Source organism: Actinomycetes bacterium (genome assembly GCA_036000965.1).
In the GTDB taxonomy this organism is placed as follows: domain Bacteria; phylum Actinomycetota; class CALGFH01; order CALGFH01; family CALGFH01; genus DASYUT01.
The window spans coordinates 1-17,136 of the sequence record DASYUT010000339.1; the positions used below are offsets into that span (position 1 = coordinate 1).

The following is a 17,136-nucleotide window of genomic DNA, read 5'->3' on the forward strand; positions in this document are numbered from 1 at the left end:
CGTTAGGGCTTGCGGGCCGATAACCTGGTCGTTCCAGCGCCGGCACACCGCGGCAAGCGGGACTCGACCTGGCCAGGTCACTGGGCGGCGAGCCCGTAGTACCAAACGAAGCGTCGATAGCACCAACGAAGCTCGATCTCCAGCTGACCGGGCTAGGTGGCGCCGTAGAAGCGAACCTCAGCGATGCTGGTGCGCCTGTAGTTCTGGCCGGTCCTGGGTGCCCGGAAGACCTCGGTGATCTTTATCGTGACCCGCTCCACCGGCCGGGGCGGGAAGTCGATGTTCTGGAACTCTGGCTGGTCGGCGAGGGTCTTGGTCAGGGTGGTGCCGTCGGAGAAGGCGAGCTCGACGGTCTTGGGCCGGTGCCGCAGCTTGAACTCGCCGCCGGACGCGCCCGCCGCGATCGCGATCCGGCCGAGCCGCACCGGCTCGGCGAACGAGAAGCTGAGCGTGGCGAACTGGTCGGTCGGGAGCCGCGACCAGTAGGTGCCCGGCTTGCCGTCCACCAGCAGCGCTGCCTTGCGCGAGCCGGACTCGCTGCTCGCCTTTACCTCGACCCCCCGGACCTCCGCGAACGTCTTGGCCCTGCCGGAGCCGGTGGTGGTGGCCGCGGTCCCGCCCCCCCGGTCCGGCCGCAGCAGGCGGGCGCCGGCGATCATGCCGGCGGCCAGCACCACGAAGACCACCAGCACGACCGCGAGCCGGCGCAGCGTACGCCCGCGCTCGCCCTGGTCGGGGGGGCGGCTGATGGCGGCCAGGTTGCCGGGCTTGAAGACCGGGCCGGACGGGCGCGCCTGCCCGGCCGCGACCTGGCGCTGGGGCCCGGCGGCGGCCTGGCGTTGGGGCTCGGCGGCGGCCTGGCGCTGGGGCCCGGCTGGCTCCTGGGCCGGGGGCTGGCCCGCGGGCGGGGCCGGGGGCTGGCCCGCGGGCGGGGCCGGCGTCCTCGGCGCCACCGGCGGGCGGGCCGCCGGCCGCGTGGGCGCGGCGACCGGCTGGTGCTGCTCGGGCCTGGCGACCGGTCGCTCGGACTGGGCGTCGTCCGACTTGGCCACCGCCTGGTCGCCCTTGTGCTCCTCGGCCGAGGCGTAGAAGGGCGTGGAGTCGTCGCCGTCGGCCACGGCACCGCCGGGGTCGTCGGCGGGGAGGACCTTCCGGTCCAGCCCGGTGGGTGTGGACTCCCCCACCCACTCGAGGAACGCGTGGCAGTCCGGGTTCTGGCAGAACGTGTCGTTGTTGCCGTTCTCGTGGCCGCACTCTCTGCAGACGATCATGCTCCCACCCATCCGGCCAGCCAGTCGACGAAGTCGGCCGGGGCCAGCTCGGGTCGAGTCGGCGCTGTCACCGACCGTTCCTGCATTGTCCCATCCTGGGGGCGGTGGCCACGAGCGCTGCGGGCTACGTCAGGAGGCGAGGGCCGTGGCGGCGTCGAGGAGGCGGGGGACGAGCGGCCACTCCTCCACCGTGAGGCTGCGGTAGCGCCGCCCGGCGATCTTGGCCAGGGAGGTGGCACGCTGCAGGGCCAGCCGGGACTCGGCGGGCGCGGGGCGCGCGTCGGCGTACGCGTGGAGCAGCACGCGCCCGGCCCGCTCGGCCAGGGGGAGGAGCGCCGGCCGGCGGATCGCCTTCCAGTCGAGGTAGGCGAGCAGGTTGCCGAGGTCGCGGGCGGGCTCGGAACGGCACGCGGTGTCCAGGTCGATCATGACCTGGCGCTGGCCGGCGATCAGGAGCTGGTCGGTGCGGAAGGCCCCGTGGCTGGTGACCGCCGGCTCCGGCGGCTCGGCGCCGGCGCGCCGGTCGAGCAGGCCGATCACCGACTCGTAGCGGCGCGCGAGCTCCGGGGCGGCCTGGGCCATGGGCGCGGCACAGGCGCGCAGCTCGTCCAGGTCGGCGCCGGCCGCCGGCAACGCCACGCCGGGCAGGCGGCAGGCGTGCAGGGCGGCGAGGTGGCAGCCGGCCGCAGCCAGCCAGCCGTCGCGGGCTGCGGCGGGCACGGCCGGGTCGAAGGCTCGCTGGTTGAGCTCGGTGGCCTGCTCGGCCGCGGGCTGCACGAGCAGGCGCAGGTCGGGCCAGTGGGCCACGACCGGGAGGATCTCCGGCATCGCCGGATCGGCGCTCGCGGCCCGCCGCAGCGCAGCCAGGATCCCGGGCCGCGCTCCCCACCCGCCCGCGACGAGCTTGCCGTACAGGGTGCGCACCCCGGCGTGGGTGCGGAGGTCGTAGCGGATCGTGCAGCGGGCGCCGAACTTGTAGCGGACCGGTGTGGCGGCGCAGCCGAGCACGCGCTCCCCCGGCGCGAGCACCTGCCCCCCCGGCGCGAGCATCCGCTCCGCCAGGCGGGCCAGCATCCGCCGGGCGTCGAGCGCCTCGGCCAGACCCGGGAGCCCCTCGTCCTCGTCCGGGAAGCGCAGGCTCGCGCCCTCGGGGGTGACCACGACCGCGGCCACGGTCCGCTCCGCCCTCCCGCCAGCCTCCCCCAGCGTGACCGCCCAGCTGGTGACGCAGCGGGTCAGCGGCAGGTACTTGACGTCCTGCCGCCGCAGCTCGCCGACCTCGTGCCCGCGCGCCGCGAGCAGCGCTGCCGCCTCGGCGGGGCGGACCGCGGCCGGCAGCGCCGGGAGGGCCGGGTCGAAGTCCAGGGCGGCCGGCATGCCGTCAGGTCGTGGGCGAGACGCCGGCGACGGGCAGCAGCGGGCCGGGCGCCTGGGCTGCCGCGCCCCCGTCCAGCAGCGCGAGCAGGTGACCGACGGCCACGCCCAGCCCGTCCACGGGCGGCCGCTCCGGGGGCGGTGCGACGGCGCCGCTGGCACCCCGGCCGAGGCTGTCGAGCAGGGCCGAGGCCACCGACTCGCCGCTCAGGTGGGCGGGGTCGACCGTCCGGACCCAGCCGCGGTCGGCGAACAGGCCGGCCCGGGTCCGCTGCTCGGCGCTGGGTCCGGGCCGGGGGATGACCACGGCCGGGGTGCCCGAGCGCAGGACCTCCACGGTCGTGGAGTACCCGGCCATCGACGCGACCACGTCGGCCGCCCGCATGTAGCTCAGCGGGTCGCGCACGGACTCGAGGACCGTGGCATGCGGGCCGGCCCGCTCGCGCAGCTCGCCCAGGAACGGCTCGGGCAGGAACGGACCGGCCACCAGCGCCGCGGCGCAGGCGTGCTCGGCCCGCACGGCCGGCAGCGCGTCGAGCACCGCGCGCAGCATCGGGTAGCCGTCGGCCCCGCCACCGGCCATTGCCACCACCAGCGCGTGGCCGGGGCCGGCCCCGCTGGTCCGCTCGGCCCTGACCGCGGCGGCGTCCCCGCCCTGGCCGGGGGCGCAGACGTAGCCGGTGTAGCGCAGGCGCTCGGCCACGGTGGGCGGGAAGCCGTACTGCTCGGCCAGGTCGAACACCTCCTGCCGGCCGTAGACGAGCACCAGGTCGTAGTACCGCTCGAGGGCGTCGTAGGCGGCTTCCAGCGCCCACCTCCGCCGGACGACCTCGGGCGCGTCGAGGATGTCGCGCAGGCCGAGGACGATCCGGGTGCCGACGTCGGAGCGGCGCAGCGCCTTGAGGGTGGAGCGCAGCTCGCCCATGGCCCCGTGCGGCATGTGGTCGACGAGCAGGAGGTGGGGCCGGAAGCTCAGCGCGGTGGCGCGCAGCAGGTCCCGCCGCATGGCGTGGACCTGGGCGAAGCGCAGGGGCAGGCCGACCGGCCGCCAGTCGCCCGGGGCCAGCTTCACGATCGAGGGCAGCTTGACGTAGTCCTGCTGGGGCACGGTCCCGAAGAACTGGCCGAGCGGCGAGTCGGCCACCGTCAGCACCGCGGCGTCGGGGCGGGCCTCGGCCAGGGCGGCGGCGATGGAGCTGGTGCGCCGCAGGTGGCCAAGGCCGAAGCCGTCCTGGGAGTAGAGCATCACGCGAGGGCGCTCGCCGCCCGTCGCGCGGATCATCACCCTTCCCTCGGCCTGCGCCGCCCTCGCAGCGCAAGCGCGGAGAGCCCGAAGCCGCCGAGGAAGGCGGCGGCCACCGCCGTCGCGACCCCGAAGGCGGAGACGCCGGCACCCGGCCCGCCGTCGGTCACCGAGACCGCGGACGCCACCTGCGACCGTCTGGTGGGGTCGGCCACGCCCGGGCCCAGCACCACCAGCACGGCCCGCATCTTCCCCGGGTGGATGTTGCACCTGTAGCTGTAGCTCCCGGGCTTGGTGGGCGCGCTGAGCTTGGCGGACGCGCCCGGCTGGATCACGTTGGTGTCGAGCGGCAGGTCGTCGAACGTGGCCGTGTGAGCGACCTTGCCGCGGTTGGCGAAGGTCAGGGCCGCGCCCGGCGCCGCCGAGACGTCGTCGGGGTCGAAGGCGAACTCTCCGACGCCGACGCTCACCTGCCTGGGGCCGGCCGACTCGACCGGCGGCCCCTCGGCCGCGGCGCCGACGACCCTGAAGACGCCCTCCATCCGATCGGGGTGGATCTCGCAGTGGAAGCCGAACCTGCCCGGCCTGGTCAGGGTGATGGTGGCGTTGTGGCCGGCGAACCGGCCGCCCTCGGCGCCCGGGCTGACCACGCCGGTGTCGAACGACTTGTCGTCGGCGGTGAGCGTGTGGGGCCTGCCGCCGACGTTGGCGAACAAGATGGTGGAGCCGGTGGGCACCGTGAGCGAGGCCGGGTCGAACTTGAAGGCGCTGCCGCCGACGAAGCTGGGGTCGAGCGCCTGCACCCGCAGCGCCCTGGCCCGCGTCTCGCCCTGCCTCACCACCACCACCCCGTTCATCTTCTTGGGGTTGATCCGACAGAAGTAGGAGTAGACACCGGGAGTGCTGAATACAACCGAGGCCGTCCCGTTGGGAGCGATGGGCCTGGTGTCGAAGGTGCCGCCCCGGTCGGTGGCAGTGTGCGGCCGGGCGCCGGTGTTGGTCCACTTGACCGTGGTGCCCACGTCGACGGTGAGCTTACCCGGCTCGAAGCCGAAGTCCACGATCTTGGCGTCCGCGGACGCCCTCGGCTGCGCCGCGGTCACGGCCGGAGGGCCCGGCCGGGCCACGGCGGGTACCGGGAGCAGCGCGCCCGCCAGCGCCAGCAGGGAGAGCAACCGGGTCGCTCCCACGTCTCTACCTGGCCACGATGTAGTCGGCCACGCTCGTCGCCCAGACGGCGGCGAACGACAGGAACAGCCCTGTCCCGATGGCGGGCAGGAACCGGTCGGCGCCCCGCACGAGCTTGAGCACGGCGTACTTGAGCGCGAGAAGGGCGAACACCAGGCTGCCGAACGCCGAGTGCAGCAGCACGCGGGTGGGCGACACCGGCCCGGCCGGCCCGGCCAGGCAGGTGAACCCGACCAGCACGGCCAGGGCGAGGGCGGCCCGGCCGTTCACGCGGTGCACCCGGGCCGCCGTGCCGGCGGAGACCGGCGGGACGGTGCTCGCCTCGTAGAACCGGGCGGCCAGGAAGACCTGGAGGCCGGCCGAGGTGAACACGGCCGAGGTGAGCAGCACCTTCACCAGCAGCAGGTTCCCTCCGGTGAGGTCGTCGAGCAAGTTGGTCACGTCGCTGCCACCTCTCAGGTCGACACGGCGACGCGCGCCGTCATGCTCGGGTGGATGGTGCAGCGGTACTCGAAGCCGCTGGAGGCTGCCAGGCTGAAGACCCTGCCGGGCGCCAGGATGCCGGAGTTGAACCCGGCGGACTCGGAGGTGACCGTGTGCGGGGCCACGTCGTCGTTGGTGAACACGACCGTGGCGCCCTTGCGTACCGTGAGCCTTGCCGGACGGAAGGTGAGCTCGGACATGCGCACGGTCGCCTCCGCGCCGGCACCGGAGCGGACCGGGTCGAGCTGGCGCGCGGCGATCACCACCGGCCCGGCGAGCGCGAACGCGGCCAGCCCGACCACCACGGCGAGCCACCCCCAGCGGGCCCGGGCCCGCCCCGCGGACGGCGCCGCCGTGCCGGGAGCCGGCGCGGCGGCTTCGGCGGGTGGGGGGGCATCAGGACCAGCGTCTGCCGCTCCGGCCGGCGGTGCTCCAGGCGGCGGGGACCCCGGCGCCTCCCCCGCCGGGCCTGGCGGCGCCTCCCCCGCCGGACCGGCCGGCGCCTCCCCCGCCGGGCCTGGCGGCGCCTCCCCGGCCGGCGCCTCCCGCGCGGGGGCTGCCGGCGCCTCCCCGGCCGGGGCTGCCGGGATGTCCTCGGGTGGCGCGTGCGCGGGCGGAGCGGGCATCGAGGGGCCGGTCCGCTCCCCGGACCGCTCCCGGTCCCGTGCCTCGATCGCCGCGTCCAGCAGGACCTCGACGTCCTCGTAGCCGGGATCGTAGGCGGCCAGCCCGCTGAGGCGCTCGACGGCCTCGTCCCAGTGCTCGCCGGAGAACGCCCGCACTCCCTCCGCGTACGTGCCGGCCAGGGGGTCGCCCTGCGCCGACGGGGCCGGCGGCCGCAGCCCGTCAAGTGCCTCCTGCAGCGCCGCGACCATCTCGGCCGCCGACCCGTAGCGGTCCCCAGGCGGCTTGGCGAGCGCCCGGAGCACGATCCGCTCGAGCTCCACCGGCATGTCGGGGTTCAGCTTGCGCGGCGGGAGCGGAGGCTCGTAAGCCTGCCGCATCAGCGCCGCCGCTGGCGAGTCGGCGTCGAACGGCACCCGGCCGGTCAGCATCTCGTACAGCACCACCCCGACCGCGTAGAGGTCGGTGCGCGCGTCCACCGGCAGGCCGTGCGCCTGCTCAGGCGCCATGTACGCGGCGGTCCCGACCACCAGGCCCTGCTGGGTCAGCTGGCCCCCGTCGGTCTCGAGCAGCAGCTTGGCGATGCCAAAGTCGGCCAGCATCGGCCAGGTCGGCGAGGGCATCAGGACGTTGCCGGGCTTGACGTCGCGGTGGACGAGGCCGCGCTCGTGCGCGAAGCCGAGTCCCGAGAGCAGGTGGGTGGCCAGCCCGATGGCCCGCACCGGCTCGATCGGCGCGATGAGCAGGTCGGAGAGGGTGCGGCCGTCCTCGACGTACTGCACCACCAGGTACGGCTGCCCGTCCTGCTCCCCGTAGTCGTAGATCGGGACGATGTTGGGGTGCTGGAGCTGGGCGATCGAGCGCGCCTCGCGCTTGAACCGGGCCAGGAACTCCGGGGCGCCCGGGTGGGCGAGCACCTTGACCGCCACCCACCGGTCCAGCGACGGCTGCCACGCCTTGTACACCGTGGACATGCCGCCTCGCTGGATGACCCCGCGAAGCTCATACTGGCCAAGCCGCCGGCCGACCAGATCGCCCATGACCGTCCTTCCCAGGACCCACCCTGAGCAGCCACGCCGTCCTCTGGGAGGCGTGTGCGTGGATGTTAGTATCGCCAAGTGTCCCTCGGAAGGGGGAGGTGGGGCTGGATGCCAGACGATCTCCCACCGGCGGCCCCGCCCCTGGGTCCGCCGGTGCGCGAGACAGGCATCGCGCAGGTGATGACTTCGACCAGTGTCGGCAACCACCCGGGCGAGTTCCTCGCCACCGGGTTGCCGATCCTGCAGGTGGCGCTCAACGTCGGCCGGATGTCGGCCAACCTCGGCCCGCTGCTGGCCCCGCTGGCCCAGTCCGCGTCGCGGCCCACGGTGACCTACGCCAAGCTGCTCGCCTACAAGCAGGGCAACCGGGGGACGGTCCGCTACGAGGTCGACGGGATCGGCGACGCCCGCACGGTCGTCCTGGGCAAGCTGTACCCGCAGCTGGTCCAGGCCCAGCGGGTCGAGGGCGTCCTGCAGGCCCTGTGGGGCGAGGTGTTCGCCGGCACCGACGGGCTCGGCGTGCCCCGCCCGCTCGGCTGCGTCCCCGAGCTGTCCATGCTGGTCTACATGCCCGTCGAGGGCGAGCCCCTGGACGAGGTGCTGTCCGGCGGCGGCGGTGCGAGGGCGATCGAGCTGACCGCGGCATGGCTGCGTGCCCTGCACGACGCCCGGCTGCCGCTCGACCGCCGCCTCCACGTCAGCACCGAGCTGGTGAACGTCGAGGCCTGGGCCGCCCTGGTCGGCCAGGCCTACCCGGACGAGGCGGCCAGGGCGGCGCGCCTGGCCGGCGCCCTCCGCGTGGCGGCCACCCGCTCCCGGTTCCGCACCGACACCCCGATCCACAAGGACTTCCACTACAAGCACGTCATCATCGACGGGGGGCTGCGGGTGATCGACTTCGACGAGGTGCGCCTCGGCGACCCGATGTACGACGTGGCCCACTTCTGCGCCCACCTGCGACTGCTGGGCGTCCGCACCTCGGGCGACCCGGCCGGCTTCGCCGGCCTGGAACGCTCCTTCCTGCGTGCCTACGACGGCGGCCAGGCAGCGCGGGACGAGCGCTTCTCCTGGTTCGCCACCTACACCTGCCTCAAGATCGCCAAGCAGCTCTGCACGGTCCGCGGGGTGCGCCCGCGGCCTGACGGCGAGGAGCGGCACCACCAGGTCCGGGTGATGCTCGACCAGGCCCGGGCCTACCGCTCCGGGCTCCCAGAGCCGAGCGAGGGCTGACCGCCTTGACCGCCGCCACCACCCGCGAGCGCGAGCACGCCAGGCCCGGGCTCGCCTACCTCGTGCGGAGCTGGCCCCGCCTGTCCCAGACCTTCGTGCTCGACGAGGTCCTCGCGCTGGAGCGGCTCGGCTTCCCGGTCCGCCTGTTCGCCCTGACCGACCCGCGCGAGCCCCTGGCCCAGCCCGACCTGGCCCGGGTCTGCGCGCCGGTCAGCTACCTCGACGGGGCTGGGGCGCTCACCGACCACCTGCGCGTCGCCCTCGCCTCGCCGGGCCGCTACGCGCGGGCGGCGTGGTTCGTGGTCCGCCACCCCGAGTCCGACCGGGGCTACCACTCGGCCTCGCGCACCCGCTGCCTCACCTTCGCGGTGCGCCTGGCCCGGCTGCTCCGCAGCGAGCGTGGCCGCGCGGACGCCAGCGCCCACCTGCACGCCCACTTCGCCCACGACCCGGCCCTGGTCGCCCTCCTCGCCCACCGGCTGGCCGGCATCCCCTGGAGCTTCACGGCCCACGCCAGGGACCTGCACCAGGTGCCGGACGCCGCCCTGGCCCAGCGGGTGGCCTCGGCCACGGCCACGGTGACCTGCAGCAGGGCCGGGGCCGAGCGCATCATGCGCGCGCTGCCCGAGCGCCTGCGGGGGCGCGTCCGCCTCGTCCACCACGGCGTCGACGTGGATGCGTTCCGGCCCCGGCCGGCCGGGGCGGGCCGGGAGCCGGGCCCGCCGCGGATCGTCTCCATCGGCCGGCTGGTGGAGAAGAAGGGCTTCCCCGACCTGGTGGAGGCCTGCCGGCTGCTGCGGGACGGCGGCCACACGTTCCACTGCACCCTCTACGGTGACGGCCCGCTCCGCGACGACCTCGCCGCGGCGGTCGGCCGCCCCCCGAGCCTGGCCGGCGCGGTGTCGCTCGCCGGCCCCCGCACCCGCCGCCAGCTCCTGCCCGAGCTGCAGCGGGCCGACGTGTTCGCGCTCACCCCGTTCGTCACCGCCGACGGCGACCGGGACGGGATCCCCAACGTGGTCATGGAGGCGATGGCCTGCGGGCTGCCTGTGGTGGCCACCGCGGTCGGCGGGATCGACGAGATCGTCGAGCACGGGGTCAACGGCCTGCTCGCCGACCCCCACGACACCCGCGCCGTCGCCGCCCACCTCGCCGCCCTCCTCGGCGACGAGCGCCTGCGCGGCCGGCTCGGCGTGGCGGCCCGGCGCACCGTGGTGGAGCGCTTCGACGCCCGCGCCGGCGCGGACGCGCTGGCCGCCCTGTTCGACGCCGAGCCCCGGAGGACCACGTGAGGCGGGCGGGCGCACCCCGGGCGGCGGGTGCCGGGGAGGAGCGCCTGCGGCGGGCGGGCGCACCCCGGGCGGCGGGTGCCGGGGAGGAGCGCCGATGAGCGGGCTGGAGCGATGGCTGGAGCTGGCCCTGGACCCGCGGCGGGCCGGGCCGGCCCTCCAGGCGGCCCTGGGCGGGCCGGCCGGGCCGCTTCCGGTCGCCATCCTCGACGCCAAGTACGAGGCCGGCGGCGCCTCCACCGTGCTGTACGAGCTTGGCGACCGCATGGTGGTGGGCACGCGGGCCGAAGAGGACGCGGCCGGGGACGCGGGGGACGAGCCCCGGGCCGGGCTGCTGGTCGCGTCCCTCGGGCTGCGGGCCTGGGTGTTCCCCGACGACCCGGCCATGCCCAACCTGGCCTCGCTGCTCGACCCGGAGGTGCTCGCGGACGCCCTGGAGGCGGCCCTGCCGGCCTGCCGCGACGCCGGCCGGGTGGTGCGCTGCCGCGCGACGCCCCTCCGCTACCGGCCCCTACGCCGCTGCACGCTGCGTATCGAAACCTGGATTCGCGCCTCTGGAGGGGACATCATACGAAGCACACTGTTCGCAAAGGTGTACCACGATGCAAACAAGGCGGCATCGGTCTGGCAGGAGATGCGCCTGCTCGCCGAGGCGGAACCCGTGCGGGCTGGCCGGCTCCGGGTAGCGGCGGCCAGCGCCTTCCTCCCGGAGGTGCCGATGGTCGTGCAGGAGCCGGTGACCGGCATGCCGCTCGACGGTCTGATCGGACCGCTCGAGGGTGCAGCCACGTCCCCGGAACCCCGGGGGGTGCGGGGCCTGCTGACCGCGGCCGGCGCGCTGGCCGCGCTCCACACCGCCGGGCTGTCGACTGGGCGAACGCGGCCGGCAGGGGGTGACGTGCGGCGGATGGTCAAACGGGCGGGCGGCGCGGCCGGTGTCGACCCCCAGCTGACGGCGCGGATCAGCCAGGTGGGCGCCGAGCTCGCCAGCGTCCAGGGGCGACTCCCGACGGTGACCACCCTCGTCCACGGTGACTGCAAGCCGAGCCAGTTCCTGGTCGGGAACGGGCCGGCGGCACTGCTGGACTTCGACCACTGCGGCATGGCCGACCCCGCCTCGGACGTGGGCAACTTCACCGCCAGCCTCACCCAGCTGGCGGTCTGGCAGGAGCTGAAGGCGCGCGGGTCGGCGGAGTCGGCGCGCCGCTCCCGCTGGCTGGCCGAGCTCGGGGAGGCGTTCGTGGACGAGTACGAGGCCCGGGGCGGGCCCGGCGCCGGGCTGCGCCAGCGGGTGGCCTGGCACGAGACGGCCGCCCTGCTCCGCAAGGCGCTGCGTGCCTTCGCCCGCAGCCCCCGCTCCCCCATGCCGGCGGCGCTCGCCGGCGCGGCCCGCCAGCGGCTGGCCGGCGCAGAGGGGCTGGCACCATGAAGACCAAGCAAGCCCGCAAGGAGGCGGCCGGGAGCGGGCAGGCCGGCGCCGTGAAGGGCAGACGAGCCCGCAAAGCAGCCAAGGCAGCGGCCGCGAGCGGGCAGGCTGACACCGTGAAGGGCAGGCGAGCCCGCAAGGCAGCCAAGGCGGCGGCCGGGAGCGGCGTGGGCGACGCCCGGCGTGTCGCGCGCCTGCTCCGGCGGTTCACGGCTGGCCAGCGGCGCGTCTACGTGCTCGCCTTCGTCCTGCTCGCCTTCGAGGCGGGCGCGGCGGTGTTCGAGTCGTACCCGATCGCCTACCTGATCGACTTCCTGACCGGCAAGGGCAAGCTGCTGTCGTTCGCGCCCAGCCGCTACGGCACCGTGGCCGTGCTGACCGCCGCCATCGTGGCGATCGCCGCGGTCAACAGCCTGGCCGACTCCCTGGCCGAGATCCAGCTGGCCAGAGGCGGGCGCACGCTCGGCTACAACCTGCGGGTCACCCTCTACAACCATCTCCAGAAGCTGTCGCTCGCCTTCCACAACCGACGCCGGACCGGGGACGTGCTCACCAGGGTGACGAGCGACGTGACCGCCCTCGAGGAGTTCGTCGTCAAGTCGGTGAGCGACATCGCCGGCAGCATCCTCGTGCTGGTCGGGACCCTCGCCTTCCTGCTGTACAAGTCCTGGCAGGTCACACTGGTGGCCCTGGCGATCGTGCCGCTGCTGTCGCTGGTGTCGAGCTATTTCGCCAAGCGGATCAAGGCGACGGCCAAGCGCCAGCGGGCGCGCGAGGGCGACCTGGCCTCGACGGCCCAGGAGATGCTGACCTCGATCGGGGTCATCCAGATCTACGGGCGCAGCGGCGACGAGGAGAAGCGGTTCGCCTCGCAGAGCAAGGCGGCGATGCGGGCGGCCCTGGACGCCGCCGGGCTCGAGGCGAAGTTCAGCTGGGTGGTCAGCGTGCTCGAGGCGCTGTGCGTCGCGGCGATCGTCTGGCTGGGGCTGTGGCTGCTCGACCGGAAGGCGCTCACCGTCGGGCTCCTGGTCATGTTCATCTACCTCATCCAGAACATGTTCAAGCCGACCCGGCGGATCATCAAAGAGTGGAACACCATCGGCAAGATCTATGCGAGCGTCGAGCGCATCGGCGAGCTCCTGGACCGTGAGCCGACGGTCCGCGACGAGCCCGGCGCGGTGGAGGCGCCCCGCTTCGTCGGGCACCTCGAGTTCCGCGACGTGAGTTTCGCCTACCAGGCCGACCCGGAGCCCGGAGCCGGGGCGGGCGACGGCGCGGGCCCGCTGCGGCTCGCGCTCGACCGCATGAGCTTCATCGCGGCTCCCGGCCAGACGCTGGCGCTGGTCGGCCACAGCGGGGCCGGCAAGAGCACCGTGGCCCAGCTCGTGCCCCGGCTCTACGACCCCCACGCCGGCCACGTCCTGCTCGACGGCCACGACCTGCGCGACTACACCCTGGAGTCGCTCCGGGCCCAGATCAGCATGGTCCTGCAGGAGACCGTGCTGTTCAGCGGCACGGTGGCCGACAACATCGGCTACGGCCGGGCGGACGCGACCAGGGAGGAGGTCGTCGCCGCGGCCAAGCGGGCCAACGCCCACGAGTTCATCCAGCAGCTTCCCGAGGGCTACGACACCGAGCTCAACGAGCGGGCGGCCAACCTGTCGGGCGGGCAGCGGCAGCGGATCGCCATCGCCCGCGCCTTCATCCGCGACACCCCGGTCCTCGTCCTCGACGAGCCCACCACGGGACTCGACGCCGAGTCGACCCAGCTCGTGCTCGACGCCCTCAGGACCTTGCTCCGGGGCAAGACCACCGTGGTCATCTCCCACGACCTCAACCTGATCCGCTCCGCCGACCGCATCCTGGTGATCTCCGGCGGGCGCGTCGCCCAGCAGGGCACCCACCGCGCGCTCCTCGAGCAGGGAGGACTCTACGCCGACCTCTACGCCAGGCAGTTCGGCGAGGCCGCGGTCGACCGTGCTGCCGGGGCGGCAGAGCCCGTGCCCGCGGCAGTCGCGGCGCCACCGCAGATGCCGGCGCTGGACCCGGAGGGTGACGGCGAGCCGCCGCCGGTAAGCCGCAAGGTGTTCGAGACGGCGCTGATGCAAGCGCTCCCGCTCCCGGCCACCCCGGAGGCCTTCCGCCTGCTCGCAGGCAGGGCCATCCAGCTGCCCCCGCGCCAGGAGCCGGTGAACAGGCCAGGCCCGGAGCCGCCCCCGTCGGGCGGACTTGCCCCGCCGGGCGGACTTGCCCCCCCGGGCGGATCTGCCCAGCCACGCGGACCTGCGTGGTCGCGTGAGCCTGCCTCGCCGCGCGAGCCTGCCCCGCCGGACGGGCGGCCTGGGCAGGGCGGGCCGCCCCGGCTGGCCGGCGACGGCACCACCCAGGCGGCGACGCCGTCCTGGACCGGGCCCATGCTCGACCTGCTCCGCAGCCCGTCGTTCCGCCACGAGCTGCCCCGGCTCGGGGAGGCGCTCGACCCCGAAGTCATGACGCCGTTGCTGCAGAAGCTGCTCGCCGGCGGCTGGGTCGTCGAGCGCTGCGCGCCCGGCAAGGCCCTCTACGTCCCGGGCGAGGGCTGCGTGCTGCGCTACCGGGTCGAGCTGCGGGACACGGCCAGCGGGCGGACGGCCGAGCATCTGGTCGGGGGCCGGGTCTTCCCCGGCGGGGAGAGCGACGCGTTCCTGCGCGACCGGCTGGAGCCGCTCGCCCGGCGGGCCTCCGGGCGCGAGGAGCTGGCCCCGTTCGTCCGCCCGGTGGCCGTCGTGGAGCCGCTCCGGCTCGCACTGCACGCCTACCCGGTCGACGGCGACCTCCCCACGCTGCTCGAGGCGACCGACGCCCGGCGGATGATCACGGTCCTCGGCGAGACGCTGCCCGACGCGGTGGCCGGGCACCTGGCCATCGAGAGCTGCCAGGTGAAGCTGGTCCAGTACGCCCGCCGCGACCGCTGCGTGCTCCGCTACGAGCTCACCGGGCGGCACACCGGCACCCAGCAGGCGACCCGGCGGGTGGTCTACGGCAAGGTCCACCGGGACGGCCACGGCGCGCTGACCGGTCCGGTGGTGGCCGCGCTCCGCGACCACGTGCTCGACGGCCGCGGGTACCGCTTCGCGGTCCCCCGCTTCCAGGGGAGCCGGGCCGACCTCCACCTGTCGCTGCTCGAGGCCATCCCGGGCTCGCCCCAGACGGCGTCGCTGATCCGGGCCAGGGTCGCTGGCGGGCACGCGCAGGGCCCCGACGGGCTGACCCTCGAGCGCGCCCTGGACGCCTGTGGCCGCGTCGCGGCCAACCTGCACTCCAGCGGCATCGTGCTCGGCGAGGCACGGACCCTGGAGAGCGAGCTGGCCACCCTCCGGCGCGACATGGCGGCGTTCGACCGGTTCTGCCCGCCCCTCGGCACGATGCTCCGCGAGCACCTGGACCGCGCCGAGGAGGCGGCCGCCGAGGCCGAGGCCCTGCTCCTCTGCTTCGGCCACGGCGACTACACTCCCTCCCAGGTGATGTTCGGTGGGCCGGTGACCGGGCTGATCGACTTCGACACGGTCTGCCAGGCCGAGCCCGCCCTCGACCTCGGCCAGTTCGTCGCCTACCTGCGCGTGCTGGTGAGCAAGGCGCAACGGGTACAGGCGAGCCAGGCGCCGGACGAGCTCGGCGAGGAGCTGGCCGAGGCGTTCCTGCGGGTCTACGCGAAAGCCGCCGGCACCGAGGACTTCGAGGCCCTGCGCCGGCGGGTGCGCGCGTACGAGACCGTCAGCCTCGTGCGCATGGCCCTGCGCAGCTGGCGGCAGCTCAAGGTGGCCCGCCTGGAGAACGTCCTTGGCGTCGTCGAGCGGCGCCACCCGGCCGGGCCACGGGTCCGCCCATGAGCACGGCGGCCCGGGTGGCGCTCGGGGACGGGCTGGACCCGCTGCGCAGCCCGCTGCTCGACGCCGAGCTGCCCGGCCTGAGGACTGCCCTGGACGGCGACGCGATCCGCGGCCACCTCGAGGCCGTACTGCACCCCAGACCGGCCATCGCCTGCAGCACCCCCGGGCAGGCAACCTATCTCGGCGACTGCTGCGTGGTCCGCTACCGCCTCGACCTCGAGGGCGACCCACCCTCGGCCGTCCTGGTGACCGGGCGCCTCTTCGCCGACCGCGAGGCCTGCGCCCGCTACGTGGAGGAGCGTCTGGCGCCCCTGGCGGAGTCGGTACGCGGGCGCGAGGAGCTCGACCCGTTCACCACACCAGTCGGGATCGTCGAGCCGCTGCGCATGGCGGTCCAGGTCTTCCCAGTCGACGGGGAGCTGCCCACGCTGGTCGACGCCACCGACCGCCGGCGCATGCTCGGCGTGCTCGGCGGGGCGCTGCCCGCCACCGGCGAGGACGGCCTGGCCGTGGAGGACTGCCAGGTCGAGCTCGGCCACTACGGCCGGCAGCACCGGTGCGTGCTCCGCTACCACGTCGACGCCCGGACGGCCGGCGACGGTGGCCGGCGCCGGGTGCTGGTGTACGGCAAGGTGGCCGGCGACGGCCGGGGCGCCCTGGCCGAGCCGGTGACCGGCGCGCTCCGGCGCCTGCTGGCCGAACAGGACGGGTACAGGTTCGGCGTCCCCCGCTGCTACGGGTTCCTGCCCGATCTCCAGCTCGCCCTGTTCGAGGCCATCCCGGGCGTGCCTCGGGTGGCGCAGCTGCTCAAGGCCCGCATCCAGGACGGGACCAGCCGGGGGACGCCCGGCGGCCTCACCCTGGAGGAATCGGTGGAGTCCTGCGCGCGCATCGCGGCCACGCTCCACACCTCGCGGATCGGGCTCGGCCGGGCCCGGACCTTCGGCGACGAGGCGGCCGGGCTGCGGAGCGGGTTCTCCCTGGTGCGCCGCGTCTCCCCCAGGCTGGGGGAGCGGCTGGACGCCTGGCTCGACCTTGCCGAGGAGCGAGCCGCCGCCTCCGGCCCGCTGCCGCCCGGCTTCGCCCACGGGGACTTCAGCTACACCCAGCTCATCTTCGACGGCCGCCGCAGCGGGCTGGTCGACTTCGATACCGTCTGCCAGGCCGAGCCCGCCCTGGACCTTGGCCAGTTCCTGGCCTACCTGGCCGTGGCCGCCCGCAAGGCCCGGACCCCGGACGGGCCGGGCCCCGGGGCGTCCCTGGCCGGTCAGCTCGGCGCCCGCTTCCTCGACGCCTACGCGGAGGCGGCAGGCGCGGACCGGGCCGAGCTGCTGGACCGCGCGGCGGTCTACGAGATGGTGAGCCTGCTGCGCCTGGCGTTCCACAGCTGGCAGAAGCTGAAGCGCAGCCGGCTCGAGCACGTCGTCGACGTGCTCGACGAGCGCGTGCCCGAGCTGGCCGCGAGAGGATAGGAGGGCCCGTGGACGACGGCCTGGAACGGTTCGCCGAGCTCCCACCCTGGCTGGTCGCGGTCACCGACGGCGACCGGGTCGCGGACGCGCTCGTGTCGGCAGTGCCCGAGCTGGGCGACGGCAGGCGGCGGTTGCTGGGCTGCCGGATGGACCGCGTGCGCCTCAAGGGAAGGTCGTGGACCGCCATCTACGACCTGACCCTCGACGGGCCGGCCGGCGGCCCGCCCGAGGCCGTACGGGTGCGGGGCACGCTCCTGCCGCCGGGCGACGACATCCCTGACCTGGACCGGGCCGGGACCGAGCCCGGCGGGCCGCCGGCCGGCCCGCCCCTCGGCACCGACGGCTGGCGCGCCCACCTGCCCGAGCTCCGCCTGGTGCTCGAGGCCGAGCAGGGCGACCCGGGCCTGCCGGCGCTGCCCCGGCTGACCGATCCCGACCAGGCCCGCGCCCTGCTGGAGGCGAGCATCCGGTCCACCCCCGCCTACGCGGACCTGCGCATCCGCTCGTGCACCCCCAGGGTGATGCGCTACAAGCCGGGCAGCCGCTGCACCATCCTCTACCAGCTCGACTACGAGGAAGGCGCGGCCGATCCGAGCTGGCCGGACGTGGTCGTGGCCAAGACCTACC

The 17,136-nt window shown here is 75.1% G+C and carries 12 protein-coding genes; 6 read left to right on the forward strand and 6 right to left on the reverse strand.

Annotated features, from left to right (window positions below; all coding sequences use genetic code 11):
- Positions 1-152: 152 nt before the first annotated feature.
- The 6 genes from VG276_30370 to VG276_30395 form a co-directional block, all read right to left on the reverse strand.
- The gene (locus VG276_30370; protein ID HEV8653589.1) at positions 153-1,271 is read right to left on the reverse strand and encodes a discoidin domain-containing protein; all 1,119 of its coding nucleotides are present in this window, start codon (positions 1,269-1,271) and stop codon (positions 153-155) included.
- Between the two features lie 129 nt (positions 1,272-1,400).
- Positions 1,401-2,648 (reverse strand): hypothetical protein, encoded by a 1,248-nt coding sequence (locus VG276_30375; GenBank protein ID HEV8653590.1) that lies wholly within the window; start codon positions 2,646-2,648, stop codon positions 1,401-1,403.
- Positions 2,649-2,652: 4 nt separating this feature from the next.
- Positions 2,653-3,927: a glycosyltransferase gene (locus tag VG276_30380; protein HEV8653591.1), complete on the reverse strand. Its 1,275-nt coding sequence runs from the start codon at positions 3,925-3,927 to the stop codon at positions 2,653-2,655.
- On the reverse strand, positions 3,927-5,078 hold the full coding sequence (locus VG276_30385) for a cupredoxin domain-containing protein (protein ID HEV8653592.1): 1,152 nt from the start codon (positions 5,076-5,078) through the stop codon (positions 3,927-3,929). The genes VG276_30380 and VG276_30385 overlap by 1 nt, the downstream gene beginning before the upstream one ends.
- Before the next feature lie 4 nt (positions 5,079-5,082).
- Positions 5,083-5,517 carry a DUF6529 family protein gene (locus tag VG276_30390; GenBank protein HEV8653593.1) on the reverse strand — a complete coding sequence of 145 codons (435 nt, stop codon included), beginning with the start codon at positions 5,515-5,517 and terminating at the stop codon, positions 5,083-5,085.
- Positions 5,518-5,531: 14 nt separating this feature from the next.
- Positions 5,532-7,223, reverse strand: coding sequence for a protein kinase (locus tag VG276_30395; GenBank protein HEV8653594.1), 1,692 nt, complete (start codon positions 7,221-7,223; stop codon positions 5,532-5,534).
- Between the two features lie 108 nt (positions 7,224-7,331).
- Here VG276_30395 and VG276_30400 point away from each other — a divergent pair, with 108 nt between their 5' ends.
- From VG276_30400 to VG276_30425, 6 genes are all read left to right on the forward strand, one after another.
- Positions 7,332-8,453 (forward strand): aminoglycoside phosphotransferase family protein, encoded by a 1,122-nt coding sequence (locus VG276_30400; protein ID HEV8653595.1) that lies wholly within the window; start codon positions 7,332-7,334, stop codon positions 8,451-8,453.
- A 5-nt stretch (positions 8,454-8,458) separates the two neighbouring features.
- Positions 8,459-9,745, forward strand: coding sequence for a glycosyltransferase (locus VG276_30405; GenBank protein ID HEV8653596.1), 1,287 nt, complete (start codon positions 8,459-8,461; stop codon positions 9,743-9,745).
- Between the two features lie 94 nt (positions 9,746-9,839).
- Positions 9,840-11,171, forward strand: a complete 1,332-nt coding sequence (locus VG276_30410) for a phosphotransferase (GenBank protein HEV8653597.1) — start codon at positions 9,840-9,842, stop codon at positions 11,169-11,171.
- The gene (locus VG276_30415; protein HEV8653598.1) at positions 11,168-15,037 is read left to right on the forward strand and encodes an ABC transporter transmembrane domain-containing protein; all 3,870 of its coding nucleotides are present in this window, start codon (positions 11,168-11,170) and stop codon (positions 15,035-15,037) included. Before VG276_30410 ends, VG276_30415 begins: the two co-directional genes overlap by 4 nt.
- The gene (locus VG276_30420) at positions 15,034-16,509 is read left to right on the forward strand and encodes a phosphotransferase (protein ID HEV8653599.1); all 1,476 of its coding nucleotides are present in this window, start codon (positions 15,034-15,036) and stop codon (positions 16,507-16,509) included. The genes VG276_30415 and VG276_30420 overlap by 4 nt, the downstream gene beginning before the upstream one ends.
- Positions 16,510-16,517: 8 nt before the next feature.
- On the forward strand, positions 16,518-17,136 hold a 619-nt coding region (locus VG276_30425; protein HEV8653600.1), incomplete at its 3' end, for a hypothetical protein.